The organism is Aliterella sp. E5.1, assembly GCF_057473825.1.
The window spans coordinates 1-25,477 of record NZ_JBYCCV010000008.1 but is presented as its reverse complement, the minus strand read 5'-3'; the positions used below and the strand labels follow the sequence as shown (position 1 = coordinate 25,477).

Genomic DNA, 25,477 nt, shown 5'->3' with positions numbered 1-25,477 from the left:
AAGTGTCAACAAGCGAAGCTTATTGAGAATTATTATTAATTGAAGTCCTAGGCGAGAAAACCTTTACCCTAGATAAATGCAGTGTAGTGAGAATCAGTTGTGGATGCAATATTAGAGAAGTCGCACCAATTAAAACAAGCCTTAGTTGACTTTGTTTTGGATGCGGAGGGAGAACTAGCAACAGCCCTAGAAGTCTACGCCGCCGAGCAGTCGCGGCGCAAGCAGGGAGATAACCAGCAAGATTTAATTGTTGATAGTTTTATCACTGAAGGCATTGGGGACAAAACGCCAATAGATCTATTTATTGAAAGTCAGCCAGAATTGACAAAAGGCGATCGCGAATTAATTAGCAACTGGCGACGTAGTTTCATGGGTTTATTTGCGGTAATCGATGTTTTGAGTGATGGTTTTGAACTCCAAAACTGGCTCACAACTAAAAACTATATTGTTAAACCTAATAATCCTCAAACTATTAAAGAATTGTCTCGCTGCAAAGTAGGAGATATTTTACTTGCTCGGATTGCGCCGATTACTAATTATTGGACATTTTTTAGTAGTTGCACAATGCTTGGCAAGTTAGGCAAACCAAAATTAGCTGTTGCTATTGGCAATTTTAAAGATAATTATAAATATTCTCTCTACGGCGATGCGCCAGAATTATTATTACAAGCTTGGCAATCGGTAGCTCAATATCATCAACAGTTTATTGATTTTTTTGGTAGCGATGAAGTGACAATGCCGGGATATCAACTTAATAAAAAAGTCGCCGAATTTCAAGACATATTAATGCAGCAAAACCTCAGAAATGCAGGTATTGATGATACTAAATCTCTAGCAGAACTAGCTCAAGAGGCGGGGATGGATGAAGCGGAAATTGCCGCCGCCGCGAAAGAATCGGGCGCAGACGCTAAAGTAGTAGCGCAATTGTTCGACCAAAAAAGTCCTACCAAAATGGCAGCACCTAAAATTGAATTACCTGGCGAATTAAAAAAAGCAGAACAGGTAACATCTTTATCTCATCCGCGTTGGGGACAAATGTTTTTACCTACTTATAGTAAGTTCAAAACTATCCTTGAAGCTCAAGACTGGCAAAGTATTGAAGGGGCAGAAAAACTTGTACGTTACTACCTAGAAAATCCGACAATTAATGTGTTTATTTGGCAGCGATTAGCCCAACTATATCCCCAGCAACTAGAAAAAATACTCCAACAGTTGTTAGAACGTCCAGATTTTAGAATTGACAATTTACCAACTCTTTTACAAGCAGAATTTGATAAACCTTTAGCGCCAGAATTGCCGGAAACTGCCAGCGTACCAATCCATTTGAATAACTTATTTGAGGAAGCTGTAGCAGAAGTTAATAAATCTAAATCTAAAAACAAAACTTCTAAAAAAGCAAGTTCTGGTTTTCAAAAACCTTGACCAAAACTACGAGGATTTTGGGTTTGATTATCAGCAGTTTTTATTAGTTGAACTAATTGCACATCTCGAATAGTGCCGATTGCATTGTAAGACAAGTTCGACTTACTCGCAGTTTCTGACTTAACCCAAGCATAACTAGCTGTTGGTAAGTCGGAAATATTTTCTGCTGTTTTTCCTAGGTGAGGTGTATAAAAACGCAATAGTACCCCAGTTTTGCCTCCACCTTCAACAAAGTTGATGGGATGATTTTGGATTACAGACGCTATATTTGGTTGTTGTAAAAATGCTTTAACTTCTGGGTTGTAATCTCCTAAAAAACCCGTAATACCAGCTACACTTAGAGCTAACCAAGGAGCTATTAACCAACTTGCTACCCAATATTTTGCGGTTAAAAATTGCTGCCCAAGTTTATGATACCCAAGCCATACTAGGGGAACGCTTAACCAGCCTAAACCTAACGTAAATGCGATCGCTGCATATTTTTGGATCTCTGTATTTACAGGAATTGCTACACCCGTAAACGCGATTAAACTTGCCACCAACAACAAACAACTCAAGCCACCAATAATGTAACTAAGAGTACGAGGTATGCTTTTATTTGGAGCTAATTTATTTTGATATATTTTGCCTAGCCAGGCTAAAGCTAAAGCTGCACGTAAGGCAATAAATGGATAAAGGGAAAGTGCATAATGAGGTATGCGAGTTGAAAATAGACTAATTTCAATAAATAAAATTATCGGGAAACCAACTAATATTAATTGGTAGCGAGGAATTGGGTTAGTTAAAGCAATTCTTAAGCCTAATAATGCCATAAAAGCCCAAGGAAAAGCTTTAGCTGGGATATTCCAAAAATAGTAAAAAATACTATTGCCGTTACGTTCTTCTGAGTTGAGATGAACGATAAAGTCAAACATTTCTGCAAATTTGGTAGTCCTATAATAAGCCCAGCTAGTAAAAAGCCAAGAAATTGTCGGAATTAAACCTACTACTAAACCTAAATATATTGCTGGATTGGTGAGATGACGATGGCGGCGATGTTCCCAAATTAAATAAGGCATTAGAGCCAGCATTGGCAAAAAAATCATGTAGCTTCTAATCAAAAAGCCCAAACCAAAACTTAGCCCGACTCCAAAACCCCAAAGCAACCTATTTTTGGGATGCAATTCAGCTTTTAACAAGCACCAAATACTCAACAACACAAAACTTGCTAAAGGAATATCTGGTACAGACATTCGACTATATTGCAACCAAAAAAACTCAATGCTCAAAATAGCCGCCGCCAACCAGCCTACTTGCTTGTTGATAATAATTTTGCCGATTTCATAAGTTAGTAGAGCGCTAATAACACTAAAAACCATACTTGGCGCTCTAGCGGTTGTTTCGCTAATACCAAACAAGGAAAAAGAACTAGCAATTAACCAATATATTCCTGGAGTTTTGCCATAGTGAATAATCGCCGGATTAAGCCAGTCGCCGTATTCTACAATCCATCTGGCTCGCCAAGCATAAATTCCTTCATCATGAGCGATTAAGCTTTGCTGTTGAGCATTAAATACTAACAAGGGAACTAGCCAAACCAATAAACTAATGTAAGGCAACGCGGCGATTAGACGAGAATTGAGACTACGCTTATTCATTTCTTGGTTGTCAAATTACTCAAAGTTGCGATCGTCAAAACTTGCGGCGGTGTAGCATCAGGAGGATAGAGAAAGTTTACCTGTACAAGCCGCGTATCTCGTGGTTTCATATTGAGCCTTACTAGAGGAGCGCCTTGCTGACCGCGTTTTTGAACTAAATGGAAGTAGCGCGTCTGTGGTAAGCCGCGATCGTCGTTATAAGCAACTCTTACCGTCCCCCGAAAGAAAACTTGCTTCGCTGGCAAACGCAAAAAACGCAATCCACTTTTACTCAACTTGTCTTCCTTAATCGGCGTTTGCAGCGATACCATAACGGTTTGAGCAGTACCCGTATTGTTGTGCAAAGGTAAATTGAGATTGTACTGAATCCCATAATTGCCATGCGCTCTGTAAGCTGTATCAGGGTAACGTGCCAATAATGGCGCACTTTGGACTTGATTTGTACCCAATTTGCCTAGAGGTAAGGTACTTAAGCCGTAAGAAAATGCCTGACGCGATCGCGGAATCGTTAAATAAGGTGCATTCGGGCGATCTACTATTTGGGCTGTCCATTGCGAACCTTGGGCTATTCCAGCTACCCGCCCGTAGATAATTTTCTTAGTAGTTTGTTCTGGCGGCGTGGGAGCGCGATCGCGTGGTGAAGCTAAACTTGCAGTAATTAATAATTTTTGCCATTGTGCCAAAGTTGGCGCTACTTCCTTTCCATTCGCCCCCAAAGGCGCGTACATAGCCAAACTAGCGGCGTAGATAGGGCGGCTGCTTTGCAATCGCATTAGTACCGATCGCCCATTAACTGGCGGATCTAAAGTTTTTACCGGAATCGGCAAATTAAGCAATAGTCTGCTTTGACGAGGCGGAATAACAATATAGGCAGGTATGCTAGGTTGCCTTTGCCCTCTTAGTATGGTATTGGTAACGCGATCGCCAGGTCCAGCAAAAATTTTACTTAACGGATTTTCTGTTAAAGCAGGTAATTCTTTAAATGGTGCGTCCGGTTGACTAAGATAAGTTGCCGCCTGTAAGACATTTACTTGCACTGGTTTGCTAGTAGGGTTGTGGAGAATTATGCCCAAATAAAGCGATCTCAAATTATTGGCGGTAGGTGCTTTAGCTACATGATGGGCAAAGATATCAAACCTTCCTTGCAAGGGAAAATTTAGATGCGCCGCCTTTACTCTTTTACCGTTTGGGGGAAAGGTTGAAAGTAAAATACCTGCTTTTTGGACTAATTCGGGGCTATTGCTGTTAAATACCAGCACTCGATCTAATGAGCCTGGTAACTCCCTTAATGGTTGGATTTGGACTATTTCTTGAGGCGCTACTTGAGCAAGTATAAATGAAAACATGAAGAAATTTAGACAAGGGTTAATCGTTGGACGACAGCTAAAAAACTGTTTTTAACTTCAGTCAAATTATCCTGACTGAGAATTGGGATGTGAATAAATATACAATGAGTGGATAATTGCGAAGATTGCAAGTGCTTCAATATTGAGTAATAAAGACCTTCGCAGACAAATTTACCCGCATCGTAACTAATTTCAATACCATCAATGCCAGCTATCAACTGGGGCAAATTTACTTGAGTATTTAACACTTGATCTTGATCGCTTGCCTGGGCTTCGATAGATAGCTGGCTACGACTTTGAGCCATACCACAACAAATAATGATATCAGGTTGGAGTTCGGAGATTGTGGAAATCGCACTTTTACTTGCAAGCTCAATATCTACAGGCAATTGTCTTAAAAATGAATCGCGATCGCGCACATCGAGGATTTCTTGCAACAAGTCGTCAGAAGAATTAGATTTTTGATGCGGCAACCAGGTAGTAAAAGAAGTAAATAGTATTTTCCTACTCATGGGAAGTAGCGATCGCGTGAGCTTAAAATAAAAAAGGGTCAATTGAGTAAAACAATGACAGAAATAGCGATTATAGATTATGGCATGGGCAACCTGCACTCTGCTTGCAAAGGCTTAGAAAAAGCTGGAGTAAAACTAAAAATTACCGATTCGATGCGGGAATTAGAAAAAGCTGACGCTATAGTATTGCCAGGAGTTGGATCTTTCGATCCGGCGGTCCAACATTTGCGATCGCGCGGTTTGGAAGCCCCGATTAAAAAAATAATTGCTAGTGGTAAGCCATTTTTAGGCATTTGTCTCGGCTTGCAAATGTTATTTGATGGTAGCGAAGAAGGCAAAGAACCCGGACTAGGGATTATTCCTGGTATGGTGCGGCGGTTTGTAAATGAGCCAGGAATAACAATTCCTCACATGGGTTGGAATCAATTGGAAATTACCCAACCAAAATGCGGACTGTGGCAAGGGCTGCAAGGCAGTGAATGGGTATATTTTGTTCATTCCTACTACGTTGACCCGATAAATACCTCTGTTCGTGCGGCAACGGTCACTCACGGCACGCAAACTGTTACCGCCGCGATCGCGCAAGATAACTTGTTGGCGGTACAATTTCACCCCGAAAAATCTTCTACGGCGGGGCTGCAAATTTTTGCTAACTTTTTAGCGCAAGTAAACTCCAAAATTCCTGCTTAAACTATGAGTTTGAGAATTTACGGCAATCGTCAACTAAAAACTCTACCAGGACTTGATACCCGCCCCACAAGTTCGCGGGTGCGCTCAGCCGTGTTTAATATTTGGCAAGGAAACATAGATAATTGCACTTGGCTAGATTTGTGTGCGGGTAGTGGCGCTATGAGCGCTGAAGCTTTGCAACGCGGGGCAAAATCTGTAACTTGCATCGAACAATCTAGCCGTGCTTGCGCTGTTATTCAGCAAAACTTACAACAAATCGCTAAAAATCAAACCTTTAAGCTATTGCGGGGAGACGTAGTACAGCGATTGAAAACTCTTGCAGGGCAGCAATTTGACCTAATTTACTTCGATCCACCTTATGCCAGCAATTTGTATCAACCAGTGATAGAAGAAGTCGCCAACTACCAACTTCTGCACCCCGATGGCGAACTTGCTGTAGAGCATTCGCCTAATTTTGATTTGCCCCAAGTTATAAGTTTAAAAATTTGTCGGCAAAAAGTCTACGGTCATACTGCTGTGACTTTTTATTGCCCTTCCTCTTGCGAAGAAGGGCAATAAGTAGATTTATAAACCTAGTTGCTTGCCGCGCTTGTATTGTTTGTAGGCGGCAAAAAATAAGCCCGCTAGAGTTATAGCTATTAATCCTAAAACCATTCCATCTAATAAGGGTTCAACCACAGTAATCTCCTAAGAAATTAGTAAATATTTATTGCCTGTAATCGATCTTACTACTTGGGCTACTTCAAAACTACCATTTCTCGAATTCGCCATTGATTAGCTTGCCGGACTAAATCGTACTTTACCTGCAAGTTATCGTCATAAGACAAACTTTTATTTAGTTCGCCATTTCTATACACTTGAGCAACTTCACCGACTGTAGCAGTAACGATCGCGCGATCGCGATTTGCCTCATTATTTTCCACCCCGTCTATCTTTAGAGTGTGCTTAAACTGACGATAACGATTGTCTGCTTTGTCGCCCTCAACTCGTTTTTGCCACTGAGACAAAGTTGGATTTACTAAAATTTGCTCTAATCCCTCGGTTGCATGAGTTGTTCCAAAGGCTACAGCTTTGGTAGATAGCCAGTCTTGAATAACCTGCTGGGCAGTTGCTTCCGTTAGTAGCCCATCGGTGGGCGGTGTTGCGGGAGCAGATTCTGCAAGATCGAATAATGGCTCATTTAGCTTTACTAAGGGTTGTTCCCCTTCTAAGACTGGCGGGGGAGTAGTTCTAGTACCCTGCACCCCACTATAAGTTTTGCTTGCCAAAAAACCTAGAAATAGTATTCCACCTAGCCCAACTAGAGAGAGTAAAACTAGGCGCATTATTTTTGAATTTTGAAAAATGCCCGCCCCACCTTTAAAACGACGGGTGCGTTTTCTTGGACGCTGCCTGGGCTTGATATGAACGAGGCTGCTTGTATCTACATCATTACGAGTAGCTATTGCGATCGCTCCTTGAGAGCTTTGCTCGGTTGTACCTCGACTTTCGGCGGCTTTTACCGATTGCTTAGACGTAATTGGACTGCGATTATCATCAACGGTTACGGCATCCCATTCATTGGTTGCTTCTATTTCTGTGGGCAAAGCTTCCAAATAAGCCTGTACTTGCTCGTCGGCGAAATAATCTTTTAGAGACGCTGGGCGATCGCTAAGATCTCGAAATTGAGCGAATACTTCGCTTTGCAACCATCTTTCGCTATACAAACATAAACCAGGCAATAAGTCTGGGGAGCCTTGAGAGTTTTCTCGAATCAAAGATAAAGATTCAGATTCTTGAGATAGTTCTACGGCTCTACTTGCATCGGTCGTTTGACCAAGCAGCAAGGAACATACAGCTTGTTCTAAATGTACGTCTTGACGCTTGCCCAATCGCATCAAGTGCAACTTGGCTTTGCGAATGAGAATCGGCATTCGTTCGGCAAAGCCCCGCGCAATCAGGGCATACACTGCCAAATAATTGGCAACGGGCGACGGGCGTTGACTTTCTGCTTCAAATAAATCTTGCTGCTCTCTAACTGTTAGATAACTGCGTAATTGCTGAATAAATCTTAAAAAGTCATCTAAAGCTAGTCCCGATCCATCTTCCCCCGTACCGTCAATACCGCCTCGTTGTTGCAAAATGTCTTGCAATAACTTCAAACCTTGCTTGCGTTCGACGATCCGATTTTGAGGTTGTGCTAGTAGTTCTAAAATTCGGTAGGGACGGAGTTTATTGAGATCGGCGGCAATTTCTTGCCTAGTTTTGGCAAATAATCCCGCATTTGTGAGAAAATTTTCACCATTTTCTAGAGAATGAGCTGCTTTTTCATACTGACCTTGTTGCCATTGTTCTCTCCCCAACTCCAAACACGCCAGAGTAACAGTTAAAACTAAATCCGGATCGCTGCCATTTGCTAAATCTCGATCGAGATAGGGTTGACCTAAATTAAGTACAAGCTCGTATTCTCCTAGCTCTTGGAGAAGTAATAATGCACCAGTAAATTGTTCGTCAGCAATTTCAATACTGGGAGCTAGGGACTCAGTGGTACTTGGCGTTTGGGTTATGGTATCTGTAGTATCGCCATAAGCTGCCACAAAATAGTTACTATCGTAGCGCTGCCTTTGTTGCGGGTTGGCTAAAACTTTGTACGCTACGTCTATAAGTTGTTTTCGCGCCGCGATGACTTTTTCTGAATACTCGCGTCTGGGCAATTGCAATAGGCGATCGCGGTATGCCTGTTGCAACTGATCTGTGCTTGCTTGAATAGGCAAACCCAATATTCGGTAATAATCTAGTGGAATCCGCACAGCTTATTTCCCTATACACCGCGAACAACAAAATTTAACCTACAATCAAAATCGTTTATCACGTCAGTCAAACCGTGACAATATAATAACTTGTGACCTCTACACTTGCAGCACGCTTAGTAACAATGCTGATAATGGTTGCTTAACACATTTTCCCATATAAAGTAATACTACAAGGACAATTGCACTATGGTTCAAGAACGAGCATTACCTGCGTTTAATACTAATTTGGCAGATATTTCGTCAGAAGTAGGGTTGCTACTCTATGAAGATATGGTTCTGGGGCGGTATTTTGAAGACAAATGCGCCGAAATGTATTACCGAGGTAAAATGTTTGGCTTTGTCCATTTATACAACGGACAAGAGGCGGTGTCTACCGGGGTCATTCAAGCCATGCGACCAGGGGAAGATTACGTTTGTAGTACCTACCGCGATCACGTCCATGCTCTAAGTGCTGGCGTACCAGCCAAAGAAGTGATGGCAGAGTTATTTGGCAAAGCTACTGGTTGTAGTAAAGGGCGTGGTGGTTCTATGCATATGTTCTCTAACGAACATAAGCTTTTAGGAGGCTACGCTTTTGTTGCCGAGGGGATTCCGGTAGCTACGGGAGCCGCTTTTCAAACTAAATATCGCCGGGAAGCTTTAGGAGATGAAAGCTTTGCAGATCAATTGACTGCTTGCTTTTTTGGGGATGGTGCAGCAAATAACGGACAATTTTTTGAATGCTTAAACATGGCAGCGTTGTGGAAACTACCGATTATTTATGTAGTCGAAAATAACAAGTGGGCAATTGGCATGGCTCACGAACGCGCTACCTCTCACCCAGAGATTTATAAGAAAGCTCATGCTTTTGGCATGGCTGGGGTAGAAGTAGATGGAATGGATGTATTAGCAGTCCGTGCGGCGGCGACAGAAGCCGTAGAACGCGCCCGTGCGGGGGAAGGTCCAACGTTGATTGAAGCGCTTACCTACCGTTTTCGCGGTCACTCTTTAGCCGATCCTGACGAACTACGAGCCAAGGAAGAGAAAGAATTTTGGTTTAGTCGCGATCCGATTAAAAAATTGGCAGCTTACCTAACGGAGCATAATTTAGCCTCAGAGTCAGAACTTAAAGAAATTGAGCGCAAAATTACTCAAGTTATCGATGACGCGGTAAAGTTTGCAGAAGATAGCCCAGAGCCTTCGCCAGACGAGTTGTATCGGTTTGTATTTGCGGAAGATCAGTAGTAAATAAAGGAAAAACTATGACGTTTGAAGTCGCTCTCAACGAACAACAGTACAAAACCTATGTCCTTTCTGATTCTTACGCCCAATCCGAGATTGAAGTAGTACCAGAAAGAGGCGGGATCATTACTAAATGGCGGCTCCAAGGGCAGGAAATATTTTACTTAGATAAAAGTCGCTTTACTAATCCCGAATTGAGCGTCCGGGGCGGGATTCCCATCTTATTCCCGATTTGCGGCAACTTACCTGACAATACTTACACTCATGGCGATCGCTCCTACACTCTAAAACAACACGGTTTTGCCCGCGATCTGCCTTGGCAAGTTGTAGATCAATCGACAAACGATTGTGCCAGTATTACTTTAGTTTTGACTAGCAACGAAGAAACAAAAGCTGTTTATCCTTTTGACTTTGAAGTAAGTTTTACCTATCGGCTCTGGGGTAATAGCTTAGTTATCTATCAAAACTTTCAAAATAACTCTAGCGAATCAATGCCTTTTTCGGTAGGATTGCACCCCTACTTTGCAGCCCCAGATAAAAGTGCATTGCAGGTACAAATTCCCTCAACAGAGTTTTACGACCAAAAATCTCAAACAACTGAGGCTTTTCATGGCGAATTTGACTTTAGCCGTGATGAGATAGATGCAGCTTTTGGGCAACTATCTAGGGAATCTGCTTCTGTCAAAGATGATAGCCGTCAATTGCAGTTAAATTTAGAGTGGAATAACGACTACTACAATACGGTAGTTTTTTGGACGGTTAAAGATAAAGACTTTTACTGTTTAGAGCCTTGGACAGCCCCCCGCAATGCTCTAAATACTGGAGATGGCTTGATCTCCCTCCCACCGGGAGACAGTTTGCAAACTTGGGTAAGTATGAACGTAACTTTTTTGTAAACCTCTTGTGTTTATAATTCAGTCATGTTATCGTTATAAACGGTGTCAAAATAGACACCAAATCACGGGTCGCTAGCTCAACGGTAGAGCACTCGGCTTTTAACCGATTTGTTCCGGGTTCGAATCCCGGGCGACCCATAAAAACAGACAGTGAAAAGCCTACAAGTTCATTGGTTTTTAATATGTTAAAGACATTGTGGGCGATCGTTCGTCAAGGCAAAATTGAATTATTAGAACAAACAGAAATTCCTGAAGGCACACGAATTTTAGTTACTCTTTTATCGGAAGATGAATCTAATTTTTGGCTGCAAACAAGTAGCGTATCCCTAGATGCTGTGTGGGATAACATCGAAGATGATATCTATGCCCAGCTACTCTAAAAATGACATTGTATTAGTAAGATACCCATTTTCCGACTTATCTAGTTCTAAAGTAAGACCTGCGGTTGTAATTAATGCCCCTCATAGTTCGCAAGATATATTTATTGTTCGGTTAACTAGCAAAACAACAACGTTACCCCGTAGGCTTTAAGAAGAATTTGGAACTGTAGATTCACTTCAAGGACTACCGAGAGATAGGTGGGGTTGGTATAGCTAATATGAATTGGTCAAAAGAGCAAGAGTTTGGGCGGATTTTTGATATTTCTATATTAGTGCGATCGCAATCTTCAAGTGTAGATGTATTACTTGCAGATAAGCCCTAGTAGTAAGTTGCAGAAGCGATCGGGATATCACGTAATACAAATAAACATTTCTTTTAACTGTCGTATGGACTGCCGGGACATCATCACAATTGAGCCTGGGAAACGCAGTGGGAAACCGTGTATTCGAGGCATGAGAATTACTGTATATGACATTTTAGAGTATCTAGGTAGTGGCAGGACAGGAGCAGAAATTCTTGAAGATTTTTCTGAACTGACTTTAGAAGATATTAGAGCTTGCCTTGCTTTTGCGGTGACCGCTAGTAAGAATTATTGGTAGCGTCTCTGGGAAGTTGTGCAGGAATAAGTACCCATCCCTAGATATAATTTTTTATAAAATTGAAAATTATCTTAAGATTAGCGTAATGCAAACGCTTGTCTATAACCAAATTAGGAGGAATTTCTATGGCGCTCGTACCAATGCGGCTGCTTCTAGATCACGCGGCTGAGAATGGCTACGGCATCCCAGCTTATAACGTCAATAACATGGAGCAGATTCAAGCAATTATGCAGGCTGCCCATGAACTGGATAGCCCCGTGATTTTGCAAGCCTCTCGCGGCGCTCGTAAGTATGCTGGCGAGTCATTTCTGCGTCACCTAATTTTGGCGGCGGTAGAAACTTACCCCCATATCCCCATTGCCATGCACCAAGACCACGGCAATAGCCCCGCAACTTGCTATTCAGCAATGAGTCACGGGTTTACTAGCGTGATGATGGATGGCTCTTTAGAAGCTGATGCTAAAACTCCCGCAAGCTTTGAGTACAACGTTGAAGTAACTCGCAAAGTTGTGGATGTTGCTCACTCCATCGGCGTTAGCGTTGAAGGGGAACTCGGTTGCTTGGGTTCATTAGAAACTGGCATGGGTGATAAAGAAGACGGTCACGGTGCTGAGGGCGTTCTATCCCACGACCAGCTATTGACTGACCCCGATGAAGCGGTAGCATTTGTAGAACAAACTCAAGTAGATGCTTTGGCTGTTGCTATTGGCACAAGTCACGGCGCTTACAAGTTTACGCGCAAGCCTACTGGAGAAATTCTCGCCATTAGTCGGATTGAGGAAATCCACCGCCGCTTACCCAATACTCACTTGGTTATGCACGGTTCTTCGTCTGTACCAGAAGATTTACTCGCCATCATTAACCAAAATGGCGGACAAATTCCTGAAACCTATGGCGTTCCTGTAGAAGAAATCCAAAAAGGCATCAAGAGCGGCGTTCGGAAGGTAAATATCGATACTGACAACCGCTTGGCGATTACGGCGGCGGTGCGCGAAGCGTTGATGAGCAATCCCAAGGAATTTGACCCCCGTCACTTCCTTAAGCCTTCGATTGTATATATGCAGAAAGTTTGTGGCGATCGCTATAAGCAATTTGAATCTGCGGGTCAAGGTAGCAAGATTAAGCAAGTTTCCTTAGATGATTTTGCTGCTAAGTACGCTAAAGGCGAACTAAAAGCTGTTTCTAAGCAAGCTGTAAAAGCTTAGTTATTAGAGATTTCTAACTAAAAACTGGGTAGCGATGCCCGGTTTTTTTATTGGATGTCTACTTATACCGCCCTGCATTTCGATAGGAAAAACCAGAGCTTGGGGGGTCTGCCCCCCAAACCCAACGGCAACAAAGCGGGAAGAAGCGCAAACTTTGTGGGGGAGGTTTCCTTCCACAAAAGTTTGCAAGAGAGAGCGATACCCGCTTTTTGCCTCTTTTTGCCTCTTTTTGCCTCCCCATCGGGGAGCCAGTATGGGGGATTACTTTGTCTTCCCCATAGCTGGCGTGGACGAGTTGCCTCCCAAGGCATTTTTCAGAGGAATCCTTCCCCCGAAAAGATGCCGCCCAAACCCCCTGCAAAAGTGTCTTATCTCTGTGTCCGGCAGTTTTTGGGCAATATACCTAGTTGCGAGTGATGCCAACTAAGTTTTTAATTTCTGTAAGTTCTTGCTTCAAGAGCAGGTCTTATCTTTGAACAATCAATTTCTTGGCGCAAATACTAGAGTATAGGAGCATTTCTCTACAAAAATACGCGATGCTGCAATGATGGCATCTGACGACGGACTTGCTCAAGGCGTGTTGGAGAAATTTCGGCGATCGCACATCCTGGTTGATCTCCAGCGTCGGCTAAAATAACGCCCCAGGGGTCGATAATCATGGCGTGACCGTGGGTTTGACGCAGGGAGTAATGCTGTCCTGTTTGGGCGGGCGCAATCACGTAGCAAGTGTTTTCAATGGCTCTTGCTTGTAAGAGAATTTGCCAGTGATCTTTGCCTGTATAGGCGGTAAACGCTGCTGGAATAAATACTACGTCTGCACCTTTATTTGCTAAATGGCGGTAGAGTTCGGGAAAACGCACGTCGTAGCATACTGACAAGCCTAAGTTGCCTAACTCTTTGGAGGCGTATACTTGGGGCATGGTTGTACCAGCCATAACGGTTTTGGATTCGCGGTAGGTATTGCCGTCGGGTAAGTTGACATCAAATAAATGAACTTTTTTGTACCGAGCAATTTCTTCACCGTTGGGGTCAATTAGTAAGGCTGTATTGTAGACTTTATCTGCGTCTACGGGGACGGGAAAACCCCCGCCTAAAATCGTGACTTGGAAGCGTTGAGCCATTGTTTTGAGGAATTTTTCGCTTTTTTGGGCGATCGCCTCTGCTTGAGCAATTTTGTCTACTTCCTCTCCCAAAAAAGAAAAGTTTTCTGGTAATGTAATTAACTCTGCGCCCTGTCTCCTGGCAAGTTCGATTAATTCTTCAGCCTGAACTAAGTTTTTTTCTAGATCGGGCAGGCTAGTCATTTGAATTGCGGCGGCGAGATAAGACTTCATGAGCTAAATGGAAAGCGTGCTGGATAGATTATAAAAATATATGTCTACTTTGGATTCAGTGCAATTAATTTTATCTACAAAACTCCGGCAATCATGCCTGCAAGGAGAATAAACCCAATCCATACATTTTGACGAAACATCTCACCGTAAGCACTAGAAAGCATTTGGGGATTTTTTAGTCGCAGATATTGCCAAGTCCAAGCCACAGCCGTAACTCCTAAAGCGATCCAAAAAGCAAACTTTAGCTGCATAGTTGCGCCTAGCCAACCCATAAGTAAAACTGTAAGCGCAAAGCAAATCAATATTGCCATCGGTGCGTAGTTGCCAAAAAACAAAGCGCTAGAATTTACCCCAAGCTTGCGATCGTCTTCGCGATCGCTCATGGCATAAATTGTATCGAAGCCTAATGCCCACAACACTGTTGCTCCCCACAGCATCCACATCGCCTCATCTAAGCTCCCTGTAACGCTGCTCCAGCTAATTAATACCGCAAAACCCCAAGCAATTGCCATAACTAATTGCGGTACGGGAAACACTCGTTTGGCGGAGGGATAAAGTAAAATTACTGGCACTGCTGCCACCGACAGCCAAAAACTTAAAGGATTGAGATAAGAAGCGATCGCCCAGGCACAGATTAAAGCAACGATTGCTACTCCAAAACCAACTTTAACTGAGAGAGAACGCGCCGCTAGAGGGCGGTTGCGGGTTCTCTCTACTTGGGAATCGATATTTCGATCCCACAAGTCATTTACTACACATCCCGCCGCACTGGTTGCCAAGGTTCCTAACACGATCGCGCCTACTAAAGCTATTGGTGGCGAACCCTTTGCTGCTAAAAACACCGCCCACAAAGCCGGAATCATCAATATTAAGCGTCCGGCGGGCTTATCCCAGCGCAAAAGTCTGACAATAGCAAGCCAAATTGGTACAGAGATTTTTTCGTTTTGGGCGCTCGTCATATGAAAAAATAAGTATAAAGATGGATGGATTTAGCTTTTGTTTGCCATTTATACAATATCGTTATTTATGATGCTGGGTGCTGGGTGGTAAATCTACATGGTTAATTCTGTTTCTGCGCTTTGGTTAATTCCGACTCAAGTTGAGCAACAAATTCTTGCGGCTATTGACTTGGGGACAAATTCTTTGCATATGGTGGTAGTAAAAGTTGAGCCGCAACTACCAGCTTTTACAATTGTTGCTAGAGAAAAAGATCCGGTAAGATTGGGCGATCGCGATTTGGCAACGGGAAACTTAAAGTTAGAAGTAATGGAGCGCGCGATCGCAACAATTCGCCGTTTTCAAGAAATTGCTAAAAGTCTCAACGCCCACACAACGATTGCTGTCGCTACTAGCGCCGTGCGGGAAGCACCCAATGGTAAGGAATTTTTGCAGCAAGTAGACGAACAATTAGGCTTGAAAGTTGACTTAATTTCTGGTCAAGAAGAAGCTCGGCGGATATATCTTGGCGTATTGTCGGGGATGGAATTTAACGACCAACCGCATATTATTATCGATATTGGCGGCGGTTCTACAGAGCTAGTTTTGGGAGATAGCCACGAAGCGCGGAGTCTTAGTAGTACAAAAATTGGGGCGGTGCGCCTGACTACCGAACGCATTACTACAGATCCAATTAGCGATCGCGAATTTAACTATCTAACTGCCAGCGTGCGCGGCTCTCTAGAGCGTCCTGTTGATGAGTTACGCGCCTTTTTGCAGCCGGGGGAAATTCCCCGCTTGGTGGGTACGGCTGGCACTATTGAGACTTTAGCATCGGTTCACGCTAGAGAAAAGTTAGGATTAACTCCTTCACCGCTTACTGGGTATCAATTTAGCCTCAAAGACTTACAAGAAATTGTCAATCGACTGCGAAAGCTAAATCAATCAGAAAGAGCCGCCATTGCTGGAATTTCGGAAAGCCGCTCGGAAATTATTTTAGCTGGGGCAATTATTTTACTTGAAGCAATGAAGCTTTTGGGTATGGAATCGATAACGGTGTGCGAACGCAGTCTGCGAGAAGGAATTATCGTTAACTGGATGCTGGCTCACGGCTTGATTGAAGATCGTTTGCGCTACCAAAGCTCAATTCGACAAAGAAATGTGATTAAGACGGCACAAAAATATCAGGTTAATTTAGAGCATAGCGATCGCGTTGCTACTTTTGCCATCGAGCTATTCGATCGACTCCAAGGCAAGCTTCATAGTTGGGGAGTAGAAGAGCGACAATTATTATGGGCTGCTGCTATGTTGTACAACTGCGGCTACCACGTCAATCACGGGGCTTATCACAAACATTCCTATTATCTAATTCGCCATGGTGAATTGCTCGGCTATACCGAAACTGAATTAGAGATTGTTGCTAATATTGCCCGTTACCACCGCCGCAGCGCTCCGAAGAAAAAGCATGAAAATTATCGCAACCTACCCAGAAACTCCCGCCTGCTAGTTAGCCAAGTTAGTACATTTTTGCGCTTGGCTGTGGCTCTAGATCGGCGGCAAGTTGGCACAATTAGTCAATTACGCTGCGAATATGAGGCGACAAGCCAAGAACTCCGCCTTTATCTTAAACCCGCAAATCCCAATGACGACTGCGCTTTAGAACTATGGAGTTTGGATTACAAAAAGGCAGTTTTTGAGGCAGAATACGGAGTTAAATTAGTGGCAAGTTTAGATCTCGCACCTAGTTACGTCGGGGCTTAATTACGCAGATTGCGGTAGCGGTAAAACGTATAGGTATCAAATAATGCGCCGACAAAGCTACAAGCTAAACCAATAATTGCAACTCCTCTCCAGGAATTGCCACTACCAAAGGCGGCTAAAAACTCAGTTACACCTTGATTCATCTCTGCCGAAATAGCTGCGAGTCCCGGAAGATGACTGGCTAAGGAAAAACTAACCAGCATTCCAGAGACTAATAATACAGGAGCTACGAAGCTAAAAACGATTGTTAGCGCCAGCGTAGGGCGAAAACTTGGCAAAATGCTCATTTGTTGCATATTTTTCGTTAGTTAACTCAATGCAAAAGTTTGGGGACGTTTGCTATTTTCTACAATAAGCCCGATCGCGCTGTGGATAACTATGTCTTCAACAATCTTAAATTTTCATTAAAAGTTTTGTAAACTACTCCAAAGCAATGTATGGGGTGTATTAAATACATTAAGCAGATAGATTACTGAGAAAAGTCTGCTGGGATACATTTAGGCAATTTTAGAAAAATTAGTCATTGCTGGGATGAGTTAATTTATTTATGAGAATAGCTTTAAGCTCAATTAAAGAACTCGCCAATAGGTACAATTGAGCTTTTGCAGCAGGCAGAAATCGTGCAAAGCCCAAGCTTGAAGGTATGGAGTCAGCGCTTAGTAGCAGCGATTTTACTAGGCGGACAAGTATTGTTTCACTTGCTCAAAGTCAAAGTTCACCGCCGCAATACCATCGACCAAATGGCAGCCGTGGGGCCGGAATCTTTGCTAATTGTCCTCGTCACTGCCGCTTTTGTGGGCATGGTTTTTACGATTCAAGTAGCTAGAGAATTTATTAGCTTTGGGGCAGTACAGGCAGTGGGAGGCGTACTTGCGATCGCCTTGACGCGGGAGCTTGCCCCCGTAATTGCGGCGGTGGTGCTGGCGGGTAGAGTATGCTCGGCTTTTGCAGCAGAAATTGGTACGATGCGAGTTACAGAACAAATTGATGCGCTTTACATTCTCAAAACCGATCCTATCGACTACTTGGTAGTTCCCCGCACCATTGCTTGCTGCTTGATGATGCCAATTTTAACTTTGATATTTCTATTTACTGGGTTAGCTGGGGGCTTTTTGGTTGCCAATAACTTATATAACTTATCTGCAAATGTATTTTTTGATTCGGTGCAGAACTTTTTGAGCGTTTGGGATGTAGGTAGCGCGATGATTAAAGCAGCTTGTTTTGGGGCTTTAATTGCTGTAATTGGCTGTAGCTGGGGCTTGACAACAACCGGAGGCGCTAAAGGAGTAGGACAATCAACTACTGCTGCCGTAGTTACTGCTTTGTTAGCTATTTTTGTGAGTAACTTTCTATTAACCTTAGTAATGTTTCAAGGTAGCGGTAGCTCGGTATTGTAAAACTCTAAAATAGTAAGCAAGTCTATGTATCAGGGCAAAAGTAAAAATTATGACTATTTCTAGTACGCCACAATCAGTTTCCACCATACAACTTGCCCCTAGCTATACCTTGCCGATATTTATTGTAATTGCCGCGATTCCAGTATTACTATTTCAGGTATGGGTAGGATTAGTTTGCGCTTTATTTGGTTTATTTCTGATGTTTCAAGCGGCAACAATTCGCCTACAATTTAGCGACGCTGCTTTAGATATTTATCGAGGTGAAACTTTAATTCGTTGCTTTCCCTACGCAGAGTGGCAAACTTGGCGCATATTTTGGTCATCTGTACCAGTTTTGTTCTACTTTAAAGAAGTTAAAAGTATTCATTTTTTGCCAATTTTGTTTGACCCCAAAATGCTGAGAAGCTGCTTAGAGCAACGCTTACCAAAACAGTAATTAATTGTATTGAGTGCTTGGCAAACTTGTTTTTATATGAATGCAGACCAATTTTCAAACCAAGAACCAACGAATGAGCCAGAAAATGCTCAGAACGATATCGATCTATTTGCTGTTGATTCCGTAGATGGGCAAACGCCAGCATCGGAAGATAAATTGTTAGCGCCCATAGAAACCGGAATTGCGGACATTGAGCAAGAATCACAAGAAAGCTTGATCGCTAAACGAATAGCGAATTTGCAAGTCAAAGAACAAAGTCTCAAACAAGAAATTGCCACTTTGCAAGCTTCTTTCAGTTCGATTTCCCAGCAGTTGGTTCAAACCCAAAATGCTATGTCGGTAGTGGTGCAAGAATCTTTGGCGCACCTAGAGCAACGCAAACAAACCTTACAAATTGCGATCGAACAGCTAGAACGCCGTCAAGAACGCATCCGTGCTGAGATGCGAACTACTTTTGCTGGCACTTCTCAAGAACTAGCAATTAGAGTCCAAGGCTTTAAAGATTATCTGACGGGTAGCTTGCAAGATTTGGCAGCTTCCGCCGAACAGCTACAGTTAACCCCCGCCGCCAAAGAGCCGCCTTTACCAACCGTTCCTGCAATAGAACCGCCACCTAAAAAAGCCAGTGCGCCTGCAAGTACGCCGCAATTTGCCGAGCAACGCTTTCAATCGACTACCAAACAAATTCGCCAAATGCTGGACGAATACCGTACTAAGCCCGATTACTACGGAGAACCTTGGAAACTACGCCGCACTTTTGAACCCATCCACGCAGAGCGCGTATCGCAGTGGTTTTTTAATCAAGGAGGTAGGGGCGCATTAAAAACTATGGGTAGTCGGTTGCAAAATATCTTGATTAGTTCTGCCGTTATTTCCATCTTGTCAGAGTTGCATGGCGATCGCCTCCGGGCTTTAATCCTTGCTAATATGCCCGAACGTCTAGGAGAATGGCGGCGCGGATTGCAGGATTGTTTGGGCATCACTCGTGCTGATTTTGGACCCGATCGCGGTGTAGTATTATTTGAGTCTGCGGATGCGGCGGCAATTAAAGCCGAGCGTTTAGTCAAAGCAAATGAGTTACCGTTAATTATCGTTGATGACTCAGAGGAAAAAATTAGCCTTTCTCTGCTGCAATTTCCCTTATTGCTTGCTTTTGCTCCCGATCCGCAAATGGCTAGAGAGCGAGAAGACGACTTTTTTAACTAAAGCAATGTTCCTTCCCCTTTAAAAAATATGCTTACTTGGTTAACTTTGTGCGGCGCACTTTTGCTTGTAGCTTACGTGTTAGGTTCAACTCCCACAGGCTACACCGCCGCGCGGGTGCTAAAAGGCATTGATATTCGCGAACACGGTTCCGGTTCTACGGGGGCGACAAACGTGCTAAGGACTCTCGGAACCGTGCCAGGATTGTTTGTTTTACTGATAGATGCGCTTAAAGGTTATGGAGCGATCGCCCTTACTTATTGGCTAGTCAATTTTGCCGCCAATCATCAACTAATCCCCCCAGAAATAAATGCCGCAAGTTGGCTCCCTTGGATGGTTGCAGGGGCGGGGTTAGCGGTAGTTTTGGGACATAGTAAGTCAATTTGGCTGGGCTTTAGCGGGGGTAAATCTGTGGCGACAAGTTTAGGGGTATTACTTGCAATGTCGTGGATGGTGGGATTATCGACAATGGGAGTTTTTGGCTTAGTATTTGCCTTGTCGCGGATTGTATCTTTGAGTTCTATAGCTGGTGCGATCGCTGTTTCTTTACTAATGCTTTTTTTCCACCAGCCTTTAGCTTATTTATTATTTGCCCTCACTGGTAGTCTTTACGTTATTTGGCGACATCGCAGCAATATTGAGCGCTTAATTGCCGGAACTGAACCCCGAATCGGTCAAAATTTAGCTTCCGAGCCAGAACAGATGTTGAAATAAATAGCTGTTTAAATTGCTAGAGGAAAAGTGACTGTAAAGGTTGAACCAACACCAACTTGCGATGCTAGTTCAATTTTTCCTTTTAGTAAGTGTACCAGTTGGGAAACAATAGCAAGTCCCAATCCCGTACTATCAGGCAAAGAAGCTTGTTGTTCGCTGCTAACTCGATAATAAGGATTAAAAATTAATTCTTGGTTTTCGGGGGTAATTCCAATTCCGGTATCACTGACAATTAGTACCCATTTGTCCCTATCTTGGTTTTCGCAGATGATTTGAACTTTGCCTTCTTGAGTATAACGGAGGGCATTGCTGACTAAATTCGTGATAATTTGCTGCAATCTTAAGGAATCTGTCCTAATTTCATCTGGAGCGCGATCGCAATTTACTACTATTTCTAGTGGTTTTTCTCGCACTGACGGCTCTAGCATTTCTACTACACCATTGACTAAAAAACGAACGCTAGTTGGGACTACTTGCAGCTTTAGTTCTCCCGCCTCATAGCGAGAAACTTCTAAAGTATCATTGACCAAGCGCAACAAATGCCTGCCGTTGCGTAACACTCGTTCAATGTGTTCGATATTAGTAAAATTGTCTTTTACTTCTGAAGACTTGCGCTTTTGGCGCAAAAATAGATCCGAGTAGCCAATAATTGAAGCTAAGGGATTTTTGAGTTCGTGGGCTAAGTGGGAAAGTTTGTCTTGATTTGCACGGACTAAGCGCGTCAATTCCTGATTATTTAACTGCAATTGACTCTGCAACTGCTCTAGTTCTCCCAAGCGCTCGTCTACATAACTTTTAAAACATTGAGAAATCGCTTCGTCTACAGTCGCATCTATCAGCCGAAACACCCGAAATAATTCTATCGGTTTTGCCTGCAATAACTCTGTTTCCAAAGTTGAAAAGATTATTTGACGCAGCAGGCAATACTCGCGGGTAATTTCCGTGGGATCGAAGCCTTGAGCGGCGCGAAGTGAGCCATGATAACAGCTTGCATCTATTATCAGCCCAATTTCACTATCATGATATTGAGAAATTACTGTCACCATTGCCTCAAGCACAAGAGCGAGATGATTTTGAATAGCTGTACGCGATAATTTATCAGCGCTTTCAATTTGTCTATCTTGACGAACAGCAGTTACCCAAAGGTCTGTAATCACGTCAACTTTATCGCTCAACAATTGACTAAAATCATTCATTTTGAAGACGGTAGGGAGGCATACCTACGGGTTACTACGATCATTTTAGTTGAGCAATGCTTTTTTAAACGCGACTTCTTATAGCGCGATATCTCACCACCAAAAGGCATAATTACTATATTGCTTTAAAGCGCGTCGTCAATTACTTAAGCTTGATGGCACAATTTAATTATGGATTGGCAAGAAATTTCTGGTAATTGGGTATTAATTCCCCCGCACCCAGTGGGGATTGTACATTTTTTGGGTGGCGCGTTTGTGGCGGCGGCTCCTCAAGTAACTTATCGTTGGTTATTAGAGCAAATCGCCAAGCATGGCTACATTGTTGTGGCTACACCTTTTGTAAATACTCTCGATCATAGTGCGATCGCTCGTTCTGTTTTACAAAGCTTTGAGCGGACTATAGACGAACTCCAAAGTCGATCCTTACTCCGCAAGCAATACTTACCTATTTATGGCTTAGGTCATAGTATGGGTTGCAAGCTTCATCTTTTGACTGGCAGCTTATTTTCTGTAGAGCGATCGGGTAATATTTTAATTTCCTTTAATAATTATGCAGCGCGAGACGCTATTCCTTTTGTGCAGCAATTTAATCCTGCTTTTGCCGTTGAATTTACCCCCTCGCCTCTAGAAACTAACAACATTATCCAAGAACGTTATAGTGTTCGTCGCAACTTGCTAATCAAGTTTAGCAATGATACCCTCGATCAATCGGCTGCCTTGACTCAACTATTGCAACTCCGCTTTCCCAATATGGTGACAGCCCAGACTCTTAACGGCACTCATACTACACCATTAGGGCAAGATGTCAAGTGGCAATCGGGAACAACATTTACACCTTTTGATGCGATGGGGCAGTGGTTTAAGCAAGAAGTTTATCGGGATCTAAATCAATTAAGAAAAACCATTGTTTTTTGGTTAAATCCTCTAAAATCTATATAACTTAAATTAAAACAATTTATAGACTAAATTCTATCTTTACTTAATTATTCATGTTTACGATTTTAATTATTGATGATGACCAAATAGTACAGTTAACTTTAAGAAAAATCTTAGAACAACAAGGTTATCGCATAATTACTGCCGATAGTGGAGAAACTGGGCTACAAAAAGCGCAACAGTTGCAACCAGCCTTGATAATTTGTGATTGGTTAATGCCAGGAATGGACGGTATAGAAGTTTGCCGTCAAGTAAAAGCCAATCCTATTTTATCTACTACATTTTTTATTGTCTTAACTTCTTTAGATTCGGTAGCAGATGTCGTTAAAGGCTTAGACTCTGGGGCAGATGATTTTATTGCTAAACCAATTGAACAAAATGAGCTAAAAGCGCGGGTAAGAGCAGGTTTGCGTTTGCATCAAATGAGCCGTGATTTGCAAATTCAAAAGCAACTTTTAGAGACAGAATTAGGCGAAGCAGTAGACTATGTACGAAGTCTTTTGCCAATTCCCATGCACCAACCTCTAACTATTAATTCGCGTTTTATACCTTGTAAAAAACTTGGCGGAGATTGTTTTGACTATTATTGGTTAGATGCAGATTATTTAGCAATTTATTTATTAGACACGGCGGGGCATGGTTTGGGGGCTACTTTGCCTTCTATTTCTGTACTAAATTTACTCCGCTCTCGTGCTATTCCGCGCCTTAATTATTATCAACCAAATCAGGTATTAAGTGCGCTTAATGAAACCTTTCAAATGAATTATCATAATAATAAATATTTCACAATTTGGTACGGAGTTTATAATCGTGTTAATCGTCAGCTAATATATGCCAGCGCCGGGCATCCACCCGCAGTCTTGTTATCTAGATCCACAGATAGCAGTCAAATAAAATTATTAAAAACTGCGGGCGTACCAGTAGGTATGTTTCCTGATTCTGAATATGCAAACGGGTTTTGTCAAGTAGAGGAATTTAGTAGTCTTTATGTGTTTAGCGACGGGGTTTATGAGATTAATTCGGCAAGGGGTGGAGAATGGGACTTTGATGCTTTTGTAGACCTACTTCAAGAGCGATATAATAATGAAAATCAGAATCTTGATGAGATACTAAATCATTTACTAACATTAACTTCAAAAACAGGTTTTGATGACGATTTATCTATTTTAGAAATTATGTTTGCTGGCTATGCAAACAAACCTAGCTCTATAAATTGGTAAATTATTAAATTTTATCCAACTGCGATTTCGCTAAGAAGTTATTTATAAATTAAATTCAAAAAAGCATTTTCACGTAAGCGCGTACATTCTTCTCCTTCAGAAAAAGCGCGATCGCACTTTATGAAAACCTTTAGCATCTGCGATAACTGCGATAATCGATATTATTCTGCTGATATTCTTCATACTGTTCATGCCATAGCAAGGGGAGCAAAAGCTCCAGAAAGAATTGAGTAAATTCCGGTAACACTTCTAGAGTTAGCCTAAATCGCACAGGATAATAAATAGTTATACGGCTTCAGTTACAGGCTAAGGTGGTAGGTTTGAATTTGAGGTTAGGATGCAAAAATAAGCGTTTTTAAAAGCTGGAGATTATTTTGTACGGAGCAGATCCCAAAGATAAGCATCCGATGAAGGGATTTCCACAAATCTGCTTCATTCAAAATACTGTGTCAAATCCCAATATCATCATTGGAGATTACACCTATTACGACGATCCAGAAAACTCGGAAGACTTTGAGCGTAACGTCTTGTACCATTTTCCCTTCATCGGCGATCGACTAATCATCGGAAAATTTTGTGCTTTGGCTAGAGGCGTAAAGTTCATTATGAATGGTGCAAATCACAAGTTAGATAGGTTTTCAACCTATCCGTTTGGGATCTTCGGCAATGGTTGGGAAAAAGTTGAGCCTCAACCTAAAGAACTACCATACAAAGGCAACACAGTAATTGGTAACGATGTGTGGATTGGGTATGAAACAGTAATTATGCCGGGGGTACAGGTGGGAGATGGAGCGATTGTTGCCGCAAAATCAGTAGTAGTGAGTGATATCCCGCCCTATACGATTTTTGGGGGCAATCCAGCGAAGGGCATTCGTCAGCGATTTGATGATCAAACTATCCAATCTTTACTTGAAATAGCTTGGTGGAATTGGGAGAGCGAGAAGATTACACGCAATTTGGACAAGATCGTTTCCGCAGATATTGAAGCTTTAATGAATTGTGAGTATAAGCACAGTAAAACAATTCTGTTGGAATAGGCGGGTTTAATTATTGGAAGATTAACTTTTTTGGCAAGATGAGAAAGGGTAATACTAAATAGCGCTCGCTATCCAAACGCAAATAATAACCCAATTATTTATCACTTTAGCGGCAATTTTCGGCGGCTTATCGGTGGTGGCAGGCGCTTTTGCCACCCACAACCTTGAAATCAAGATTGAGACTTCGCACTTCCGCCTCGATTTAATTTGACTCTATATTTTCATGAACTTGCCGCCCAGATTACAGAAACCTCGTACTGATTAAACATTGAATCCGCGCTTACAATTGTCATACCATCATTCTGTGCTTGGGCAATTAACATTCTGTCAAAAGGATCGCGATGAAGTAAAGGCAATGCCGCCGCTCGCAAAGCATGGGAAGCTGTAATATCTAGCGATTTCGCTCCTAATTGAATCATCCGTGTGGAGATATAATCATCTATTTGTTCTGGAAGTGGTAACTTACCGATTGCAACTTTATACCAAGTTGCGTTCTAACAAAGTAGCTATAGAGGAGGGAAGAAAGTTAGAGAGCGAAGACGGTCTGGGTCAGCACAAAGTTCTAATAGACCTAAGCTAAGTTCATCTTCAACCTTGTCCAAAGAT

Annotated in this window: 25 protein-coding genes, 1 tRNA gene and 3 pseudogenes; 19 read left to right on the top strand and 10 right to left on the bottom strand. The window is 42.5% G+C overall.

Annotated elements, in window-relative coordinates; genetic code table 11:
* The first annotated feature begins 99 nt into the window (after positions 1-99).
* Complete coding sequence (locus AC2VE5_RS04985) at positions 100-1,422, top strand: hypothetical protein (RefSeq protein WP_486886674.1); 1,323 nt, start codon at positions 100-102, stop codon at positions 1,420-1,422.
* Here AC2VE5_RS04985 and AC2VE5_RS04980 read toward each other — a convergent pair.
* Genes AC2VE5_RS04980 through AC2VE5_RS04970 form a run of 3 tightly spaced genes read right to left on the bottom strand, consistent with a single transcriptional unit; the run spans position 1,410 to position 4,917 of the window.
* Positions 1,410-3,059: an ArnT family glycosyltransferase gene (locus AC2VE5_RS04980; protein WP_486886673.1), complete on the bottom strand. Its 1,650-nt coding sequence runs from the start codon at positions 3,057-3,059 to the stop codon at positions 1,410-1,412. The genes AC2VE5_RS04985 and AC2VE5_RS04980 overlap by 13 nt on opposite strands.
* Entirely contained in the window at positions 3,056-4,405 is a 1,350-nt protein-coding gene (locus AC2VE5_RS04975; RefSeq protein WP_486886672.1) for a DUF3370 domain-containing protein, read from the bottom strand. The genes AC2VE5_RS04980 and AC2VE5_RS04975 overlap by 4 nt, the downstream gene beginning before the upstream one ends.
* 8 nt (positions 4,406-4,413) lie before the next feature.
* A complete protein-coding gene (locus AC2VE5_RS04970) occupies positions 4,414-4,917 on the bottom strand; it encodes a pyroglutamyl-peptidase I family protein (RefSeq protein ID WP_486886671.1) in 504 nt (167 codons plus the stop codon).
* Positions 4,918-4,971: 54 nt separating this feature from the next.
* Between AC2VE5_RS04970 and hisH the strand changes: the two genes are divergently transcribed.
* Together hisH and rsmD are read left to right on the top strand one after the other, a co-directional pair.
* Positions 4,972-5,607 (top strand): imidazole glycerol phosphate synthase subunit HisH, encoded by a 636-nt coding sequence (gene hisH, locus AC2VE5_RS04965; protein ID WP_486886670.1) that lies wholly within the window; start codon positions 4,972-4,974, stop codon positions 5,605-5,607.
* 3 nt (positions 5,608-5,610) lie between these two features.
* A complete protein-coding gene (rsmD, locus tag AC2VE5_RS04960) occupies positions 5,611-6,165 on the top strand; it encodes a 16S rRNA (guanine(966)-N(2))-methyltransferase RsmD (protein ID WP_486886669.1) in 555 nt (184 codons plus the stop codon).
* A gap of 6 nt (positions 6,166-6,171) precedes the next feature.
* On the opposite strand, the gene petG is transcribed toward rsmD, so the two are convergent.
* The gene (petG, locus tag AC2VE5_RS04955; RefSeq protein ID WP_106367687.1) at positions 6,172-6,285 is read right to left on the bottom strand and encodes a cytochrome b6-f complex subunit V; all 114 of its coding nucleotides are present in this window, start codon (positions 6,283-6,285) and stop codon (positions 6,172-6,174) included.
* 59 nt (positions 6,286-6,344) lie between these two features.
* On the bottom strand, positions 6,345-8,396 hold the full coding sequence (locus tag AC2VE5_RS04950) for an IMS domain-containing protein (RefSeq protein ID WP_486886668.1): 2,052 nt from the start codon (positions 8,394-8,396) through the stop codon (positions 6,345-6,347).
* A 189-nt stretch (positions 8,397-8,585) separates the two neighbouring features.
* On the opposite strand from AC2VE5_RS04950, the gene pdhA reads away from it, so the two are divergent.
* From pdhA to fba, 7 genes and pseudogenes are all read left to right on the top strand, one after another.
* Positions 8,586-9,623 (top strand): pyruvate dehydrogenase (acetyl-transferring) E1 component subunit alpha, encoded by a 1,038-nt coding sequence (gene pdhA, locus AC2VE5_RS04945; RefSeq protein WP_486886667.1) that lies wholly within the window; start codon positions 8,586-8,588, stop codon positions 9,621-9,623.
* Positions 9,624-9,640: 17 nt separating this feature from the next.
* Complete coding sequence (locus AC2VE5_RS04940; protein ID WP_486886666.1) at positions 9,641-10,516, top strand: aldose epimerase family protein; 876 nt, start codon at positions 9,641-9,643, stop codon at positions 10,514-10,516.
* Positions 10,517-10,582: 66 nt separating this feature from the next.
* Positions 10,583-10,654: transfer RNA gene (locus AC2VE5_RS04935), tRNA-Lys, on the top strand.
* A gap of 44 nt (positions 10,655-10,698) precedes the next feature.
* Entirely contained in the window at positions 10,699-10,896 is a 198-nt protein-coding gene (locus AC2VE5_RS04930) for a hypothetical protein (RefSeq protein ID WP_486886665.1), read from the top strand.
* A pseudogene (locus tag AC2VE5_RS04925) lies at positions 10,880-11,032 on the top strand (type II toxin-antitoxin system PemK/MazF family toxin); the annotation flags it as partial. The gene AC2VE5_RS04930 and the pseudogene AC2VE5_RS04925, both read left to right, overlap by 17 nt.
* A 251-nt stretch (positions 11,033-11,283) precedes the next feature.
* Positions 11,284-11,496, top strand: a complete 213-nt coding sequence (locus AC2VE5_RS04920) for a DUF433 domain-containing protein (RefSeq protein ID WP_486886664.1) — start codon at positions 11,284-11,286, stop codon at positions 11,494-11,496.
* Between the two features lie 125 nt (positions 11,497-11,621).
* Positions 11,622-12,701, top strand: coding sequence for a class II fructose-bisphosphate aldolase (gene fba / locus AC2VE5_RS04915; RefSeq protein WP_486886663.1), 1,080 nt, complete (start codon positions 11,622-11,624; stop codon positions 12,699-12,701).
* 521 nt (positions 12,702-13,222) lie between these two features.
* Here fba and AC2VE5_RS04910 read toward each other — a convergent pair.
* A complete protein-coding gene (locus AC2VE5_RS04910; RefSeq protein ID WP_486886662.1) occupies positions 13,223-14,035 on the bottom strand; it encodes a carbon-nitrogen hydrolase family protein in 813 nt (270 codons plus the stop codon).
* 74 nt (positions 14,036-14,109) lie between these two features.
* On the bottom strand, positions 14,110-14,994 hold the full coding sequence (locus tag AC2VE5_RS04905; RefSeq protein ID WP_486886661.1) for a 4-hydroxybenzoate solanesyltransferase: 885 nt from the start codon (positions 14,992-14,994) through the stop codon (positions 14,110-14,112).
* Positions 14,995-15,091: 97 nt separating this feature from the next.
* On the opposite strand from AC2VE5_RS04905, the gene AC2VE5_RS04900 reads away from it, so the two are divergent.
* Positions 15,092-16,732 (top strand): Ppx/GppA phosphatase family protein, encoded by a 1,641-nt coding sequence (locus AC2VE5_RS04900; protein WP_486886660.1) that lies wholly within the window; start codon positions 15,092-15,094, stop codon positions 16,730-16,732.
* Here AC2VE5_RS04900 and AC2VE5_RS04895 read toward each other — a convergent pair.
* Complete coding sequence (locus tag AC2VE5_RS04895; protein ID WP_486886659.1) at positions 16,729-17,028, bottom strand: hypothetical protein; 300 nt, start codon at positions 17,026-17,028, stop codon at positions 16,729-16,731. The genes AC2VE5_RS04900 and AC2VE5_RS04895 overlap by 4 nt on opposite strands.
* A 306-nt stretch (positions 17,029-17,334) precedes the next feature.
* On the opposite strand from AC2VE5_RS04895, the gene AC2VE5_RS04890 reads away from it, so the two are divergent.
* The 4 genes from AC2VE5_RS04890 to plsY are packed head-to-tail and all read left to right on the top strand — an operon-like array spanning position 17,335 to position 20,482.
* Positions 17,335-18,129, top strand: a complete 795-nt coding sequence (locus tag AC2VE5_RS04890) for an MlaE family lipid ABC transporter permease subunit (RefSeq protein ID WP_486886658.1) — start codon at positions 17,335-17,337, stop codon at positions 18,127-18,129.
* Positions 18,130-18,178: 49 nt separating this feature from the next.
* A complete protein-coding gene (locus tag AC2VE5_RS04885; protein ID WP_486886657.1) occupies positions 18,179-18,565 on the top strand; it encodes a DUF3119 family protein in 387 nt (128 codons plus the stop codon).
* 36 nt (positions 18,566-18,601) lie between these two features.
* On the top strand, positions 18,602-19,771 hold the full coding sequence (locus AC2VE5_RS04880) for a DUF3086 domain-containing protein (protein ID WP_486886656.1): 1,170 nt from the start codon (positions 18,602-18,604) through the stop codon (positions 19,769-19,771).
* A gap of 27 nt (positions 19,772-19,798) precedes the next feature.
* Positions 19,799-20,482 (top strand): glycerol-3-phosphate 1-O-acyltransferase PlsY, encoded by a 684-nt coding sequence (gene plsY, locus AC2VE5_RS04875; protein ID WP_486886655.1) that lies wholly within the window; start codon positions 19,799-19,801, stop codon positions 20,480-20,482.
* 8 nt (positions 20,483-20,490) lie between these two features.
* On the opposite strand, the gene AC2VE5_RS04870 is transcribed toward plsY, so the two are convergent.
* Positions 20,491-21,678 (bottom strand): sensor histidine kinase, encoded by a 1,188-nt coding sequence (locus tag AC2VE5_RS04870; RefSeq protein ID WP_486886654.1) that lies wholly within the window; start codon positions 21,676-21,678, stop codon positions 20,491-20,493.
* A gap of 171 nt (positions 21,679-21,849) precedes the next feature.
* Here AC2VE5_RS04870 and AC2VE5_RS04865 point away from each other — a divergent pair, with 171 nt between their 5' ends.
* The 4 genes and pseudogenes from AC2VE5_RS04865 to AC2VE5_RS04850 all read left to right on the top strand — a co-directional run.
* Positions 21,850-22,617: a DUF1350 family protein gene (locus AC2VE5_RS04865; protein WP_486886653.1), complete on the top strand. Its 768-nt coding sequence runs from the start codon at positions 21,850-21,852 to the stop codon at positions 22,615-22,617.
* A gap of 50 nt (positions 22,618-22,667) precedes the next feature.
* Entirely contained in the window at positions 22,668-23,834 is a 1,167-nt protein-coding gene (locus tag AC2VE5_RS04860; RefSeq protein WP_486886652.1) for a PP2C family protein-serine/threonine phosphatase, read from the top strand.
* A gap of 374 nt (positions 23,835-24,208) precedes the next feature.
* Positions 24,209-24,871, top strand: a complete 663-nt coding sequence (locus AC2VE5_RS04855; RefSeq protein ID WP_486886651.1) for a Vat family streptogramin A O-acetyltransferase — start codon at positions 24,209-24,211, stop codon at positions 24,869-24,871.
* Between the two features lie 85 nt (positions 24,872-24,956).
* A pseudogene (locus tag AC2VE5_RS04850) lies at positions 24,957-25,049 on the top strand (DUF423 domain-containing protein); the annotation flags it as partial.
* 43 nt (positions 25,050-25,092) lie between these two features.
* On the opposite strand, the pseudogene AC2VE5_RS04845 reads toward AC2VE5_RS04850, so the two are convergent.
* Positions 25,093-25,350, bottom strand: a pseudogene (locus AC2VE5_RS04845) (type II toxin-antitoxin system VapC family toxin); the annotation flags it as partial.
* Positions 25,351-25,477: the final 127 nt, after the last annotated feature.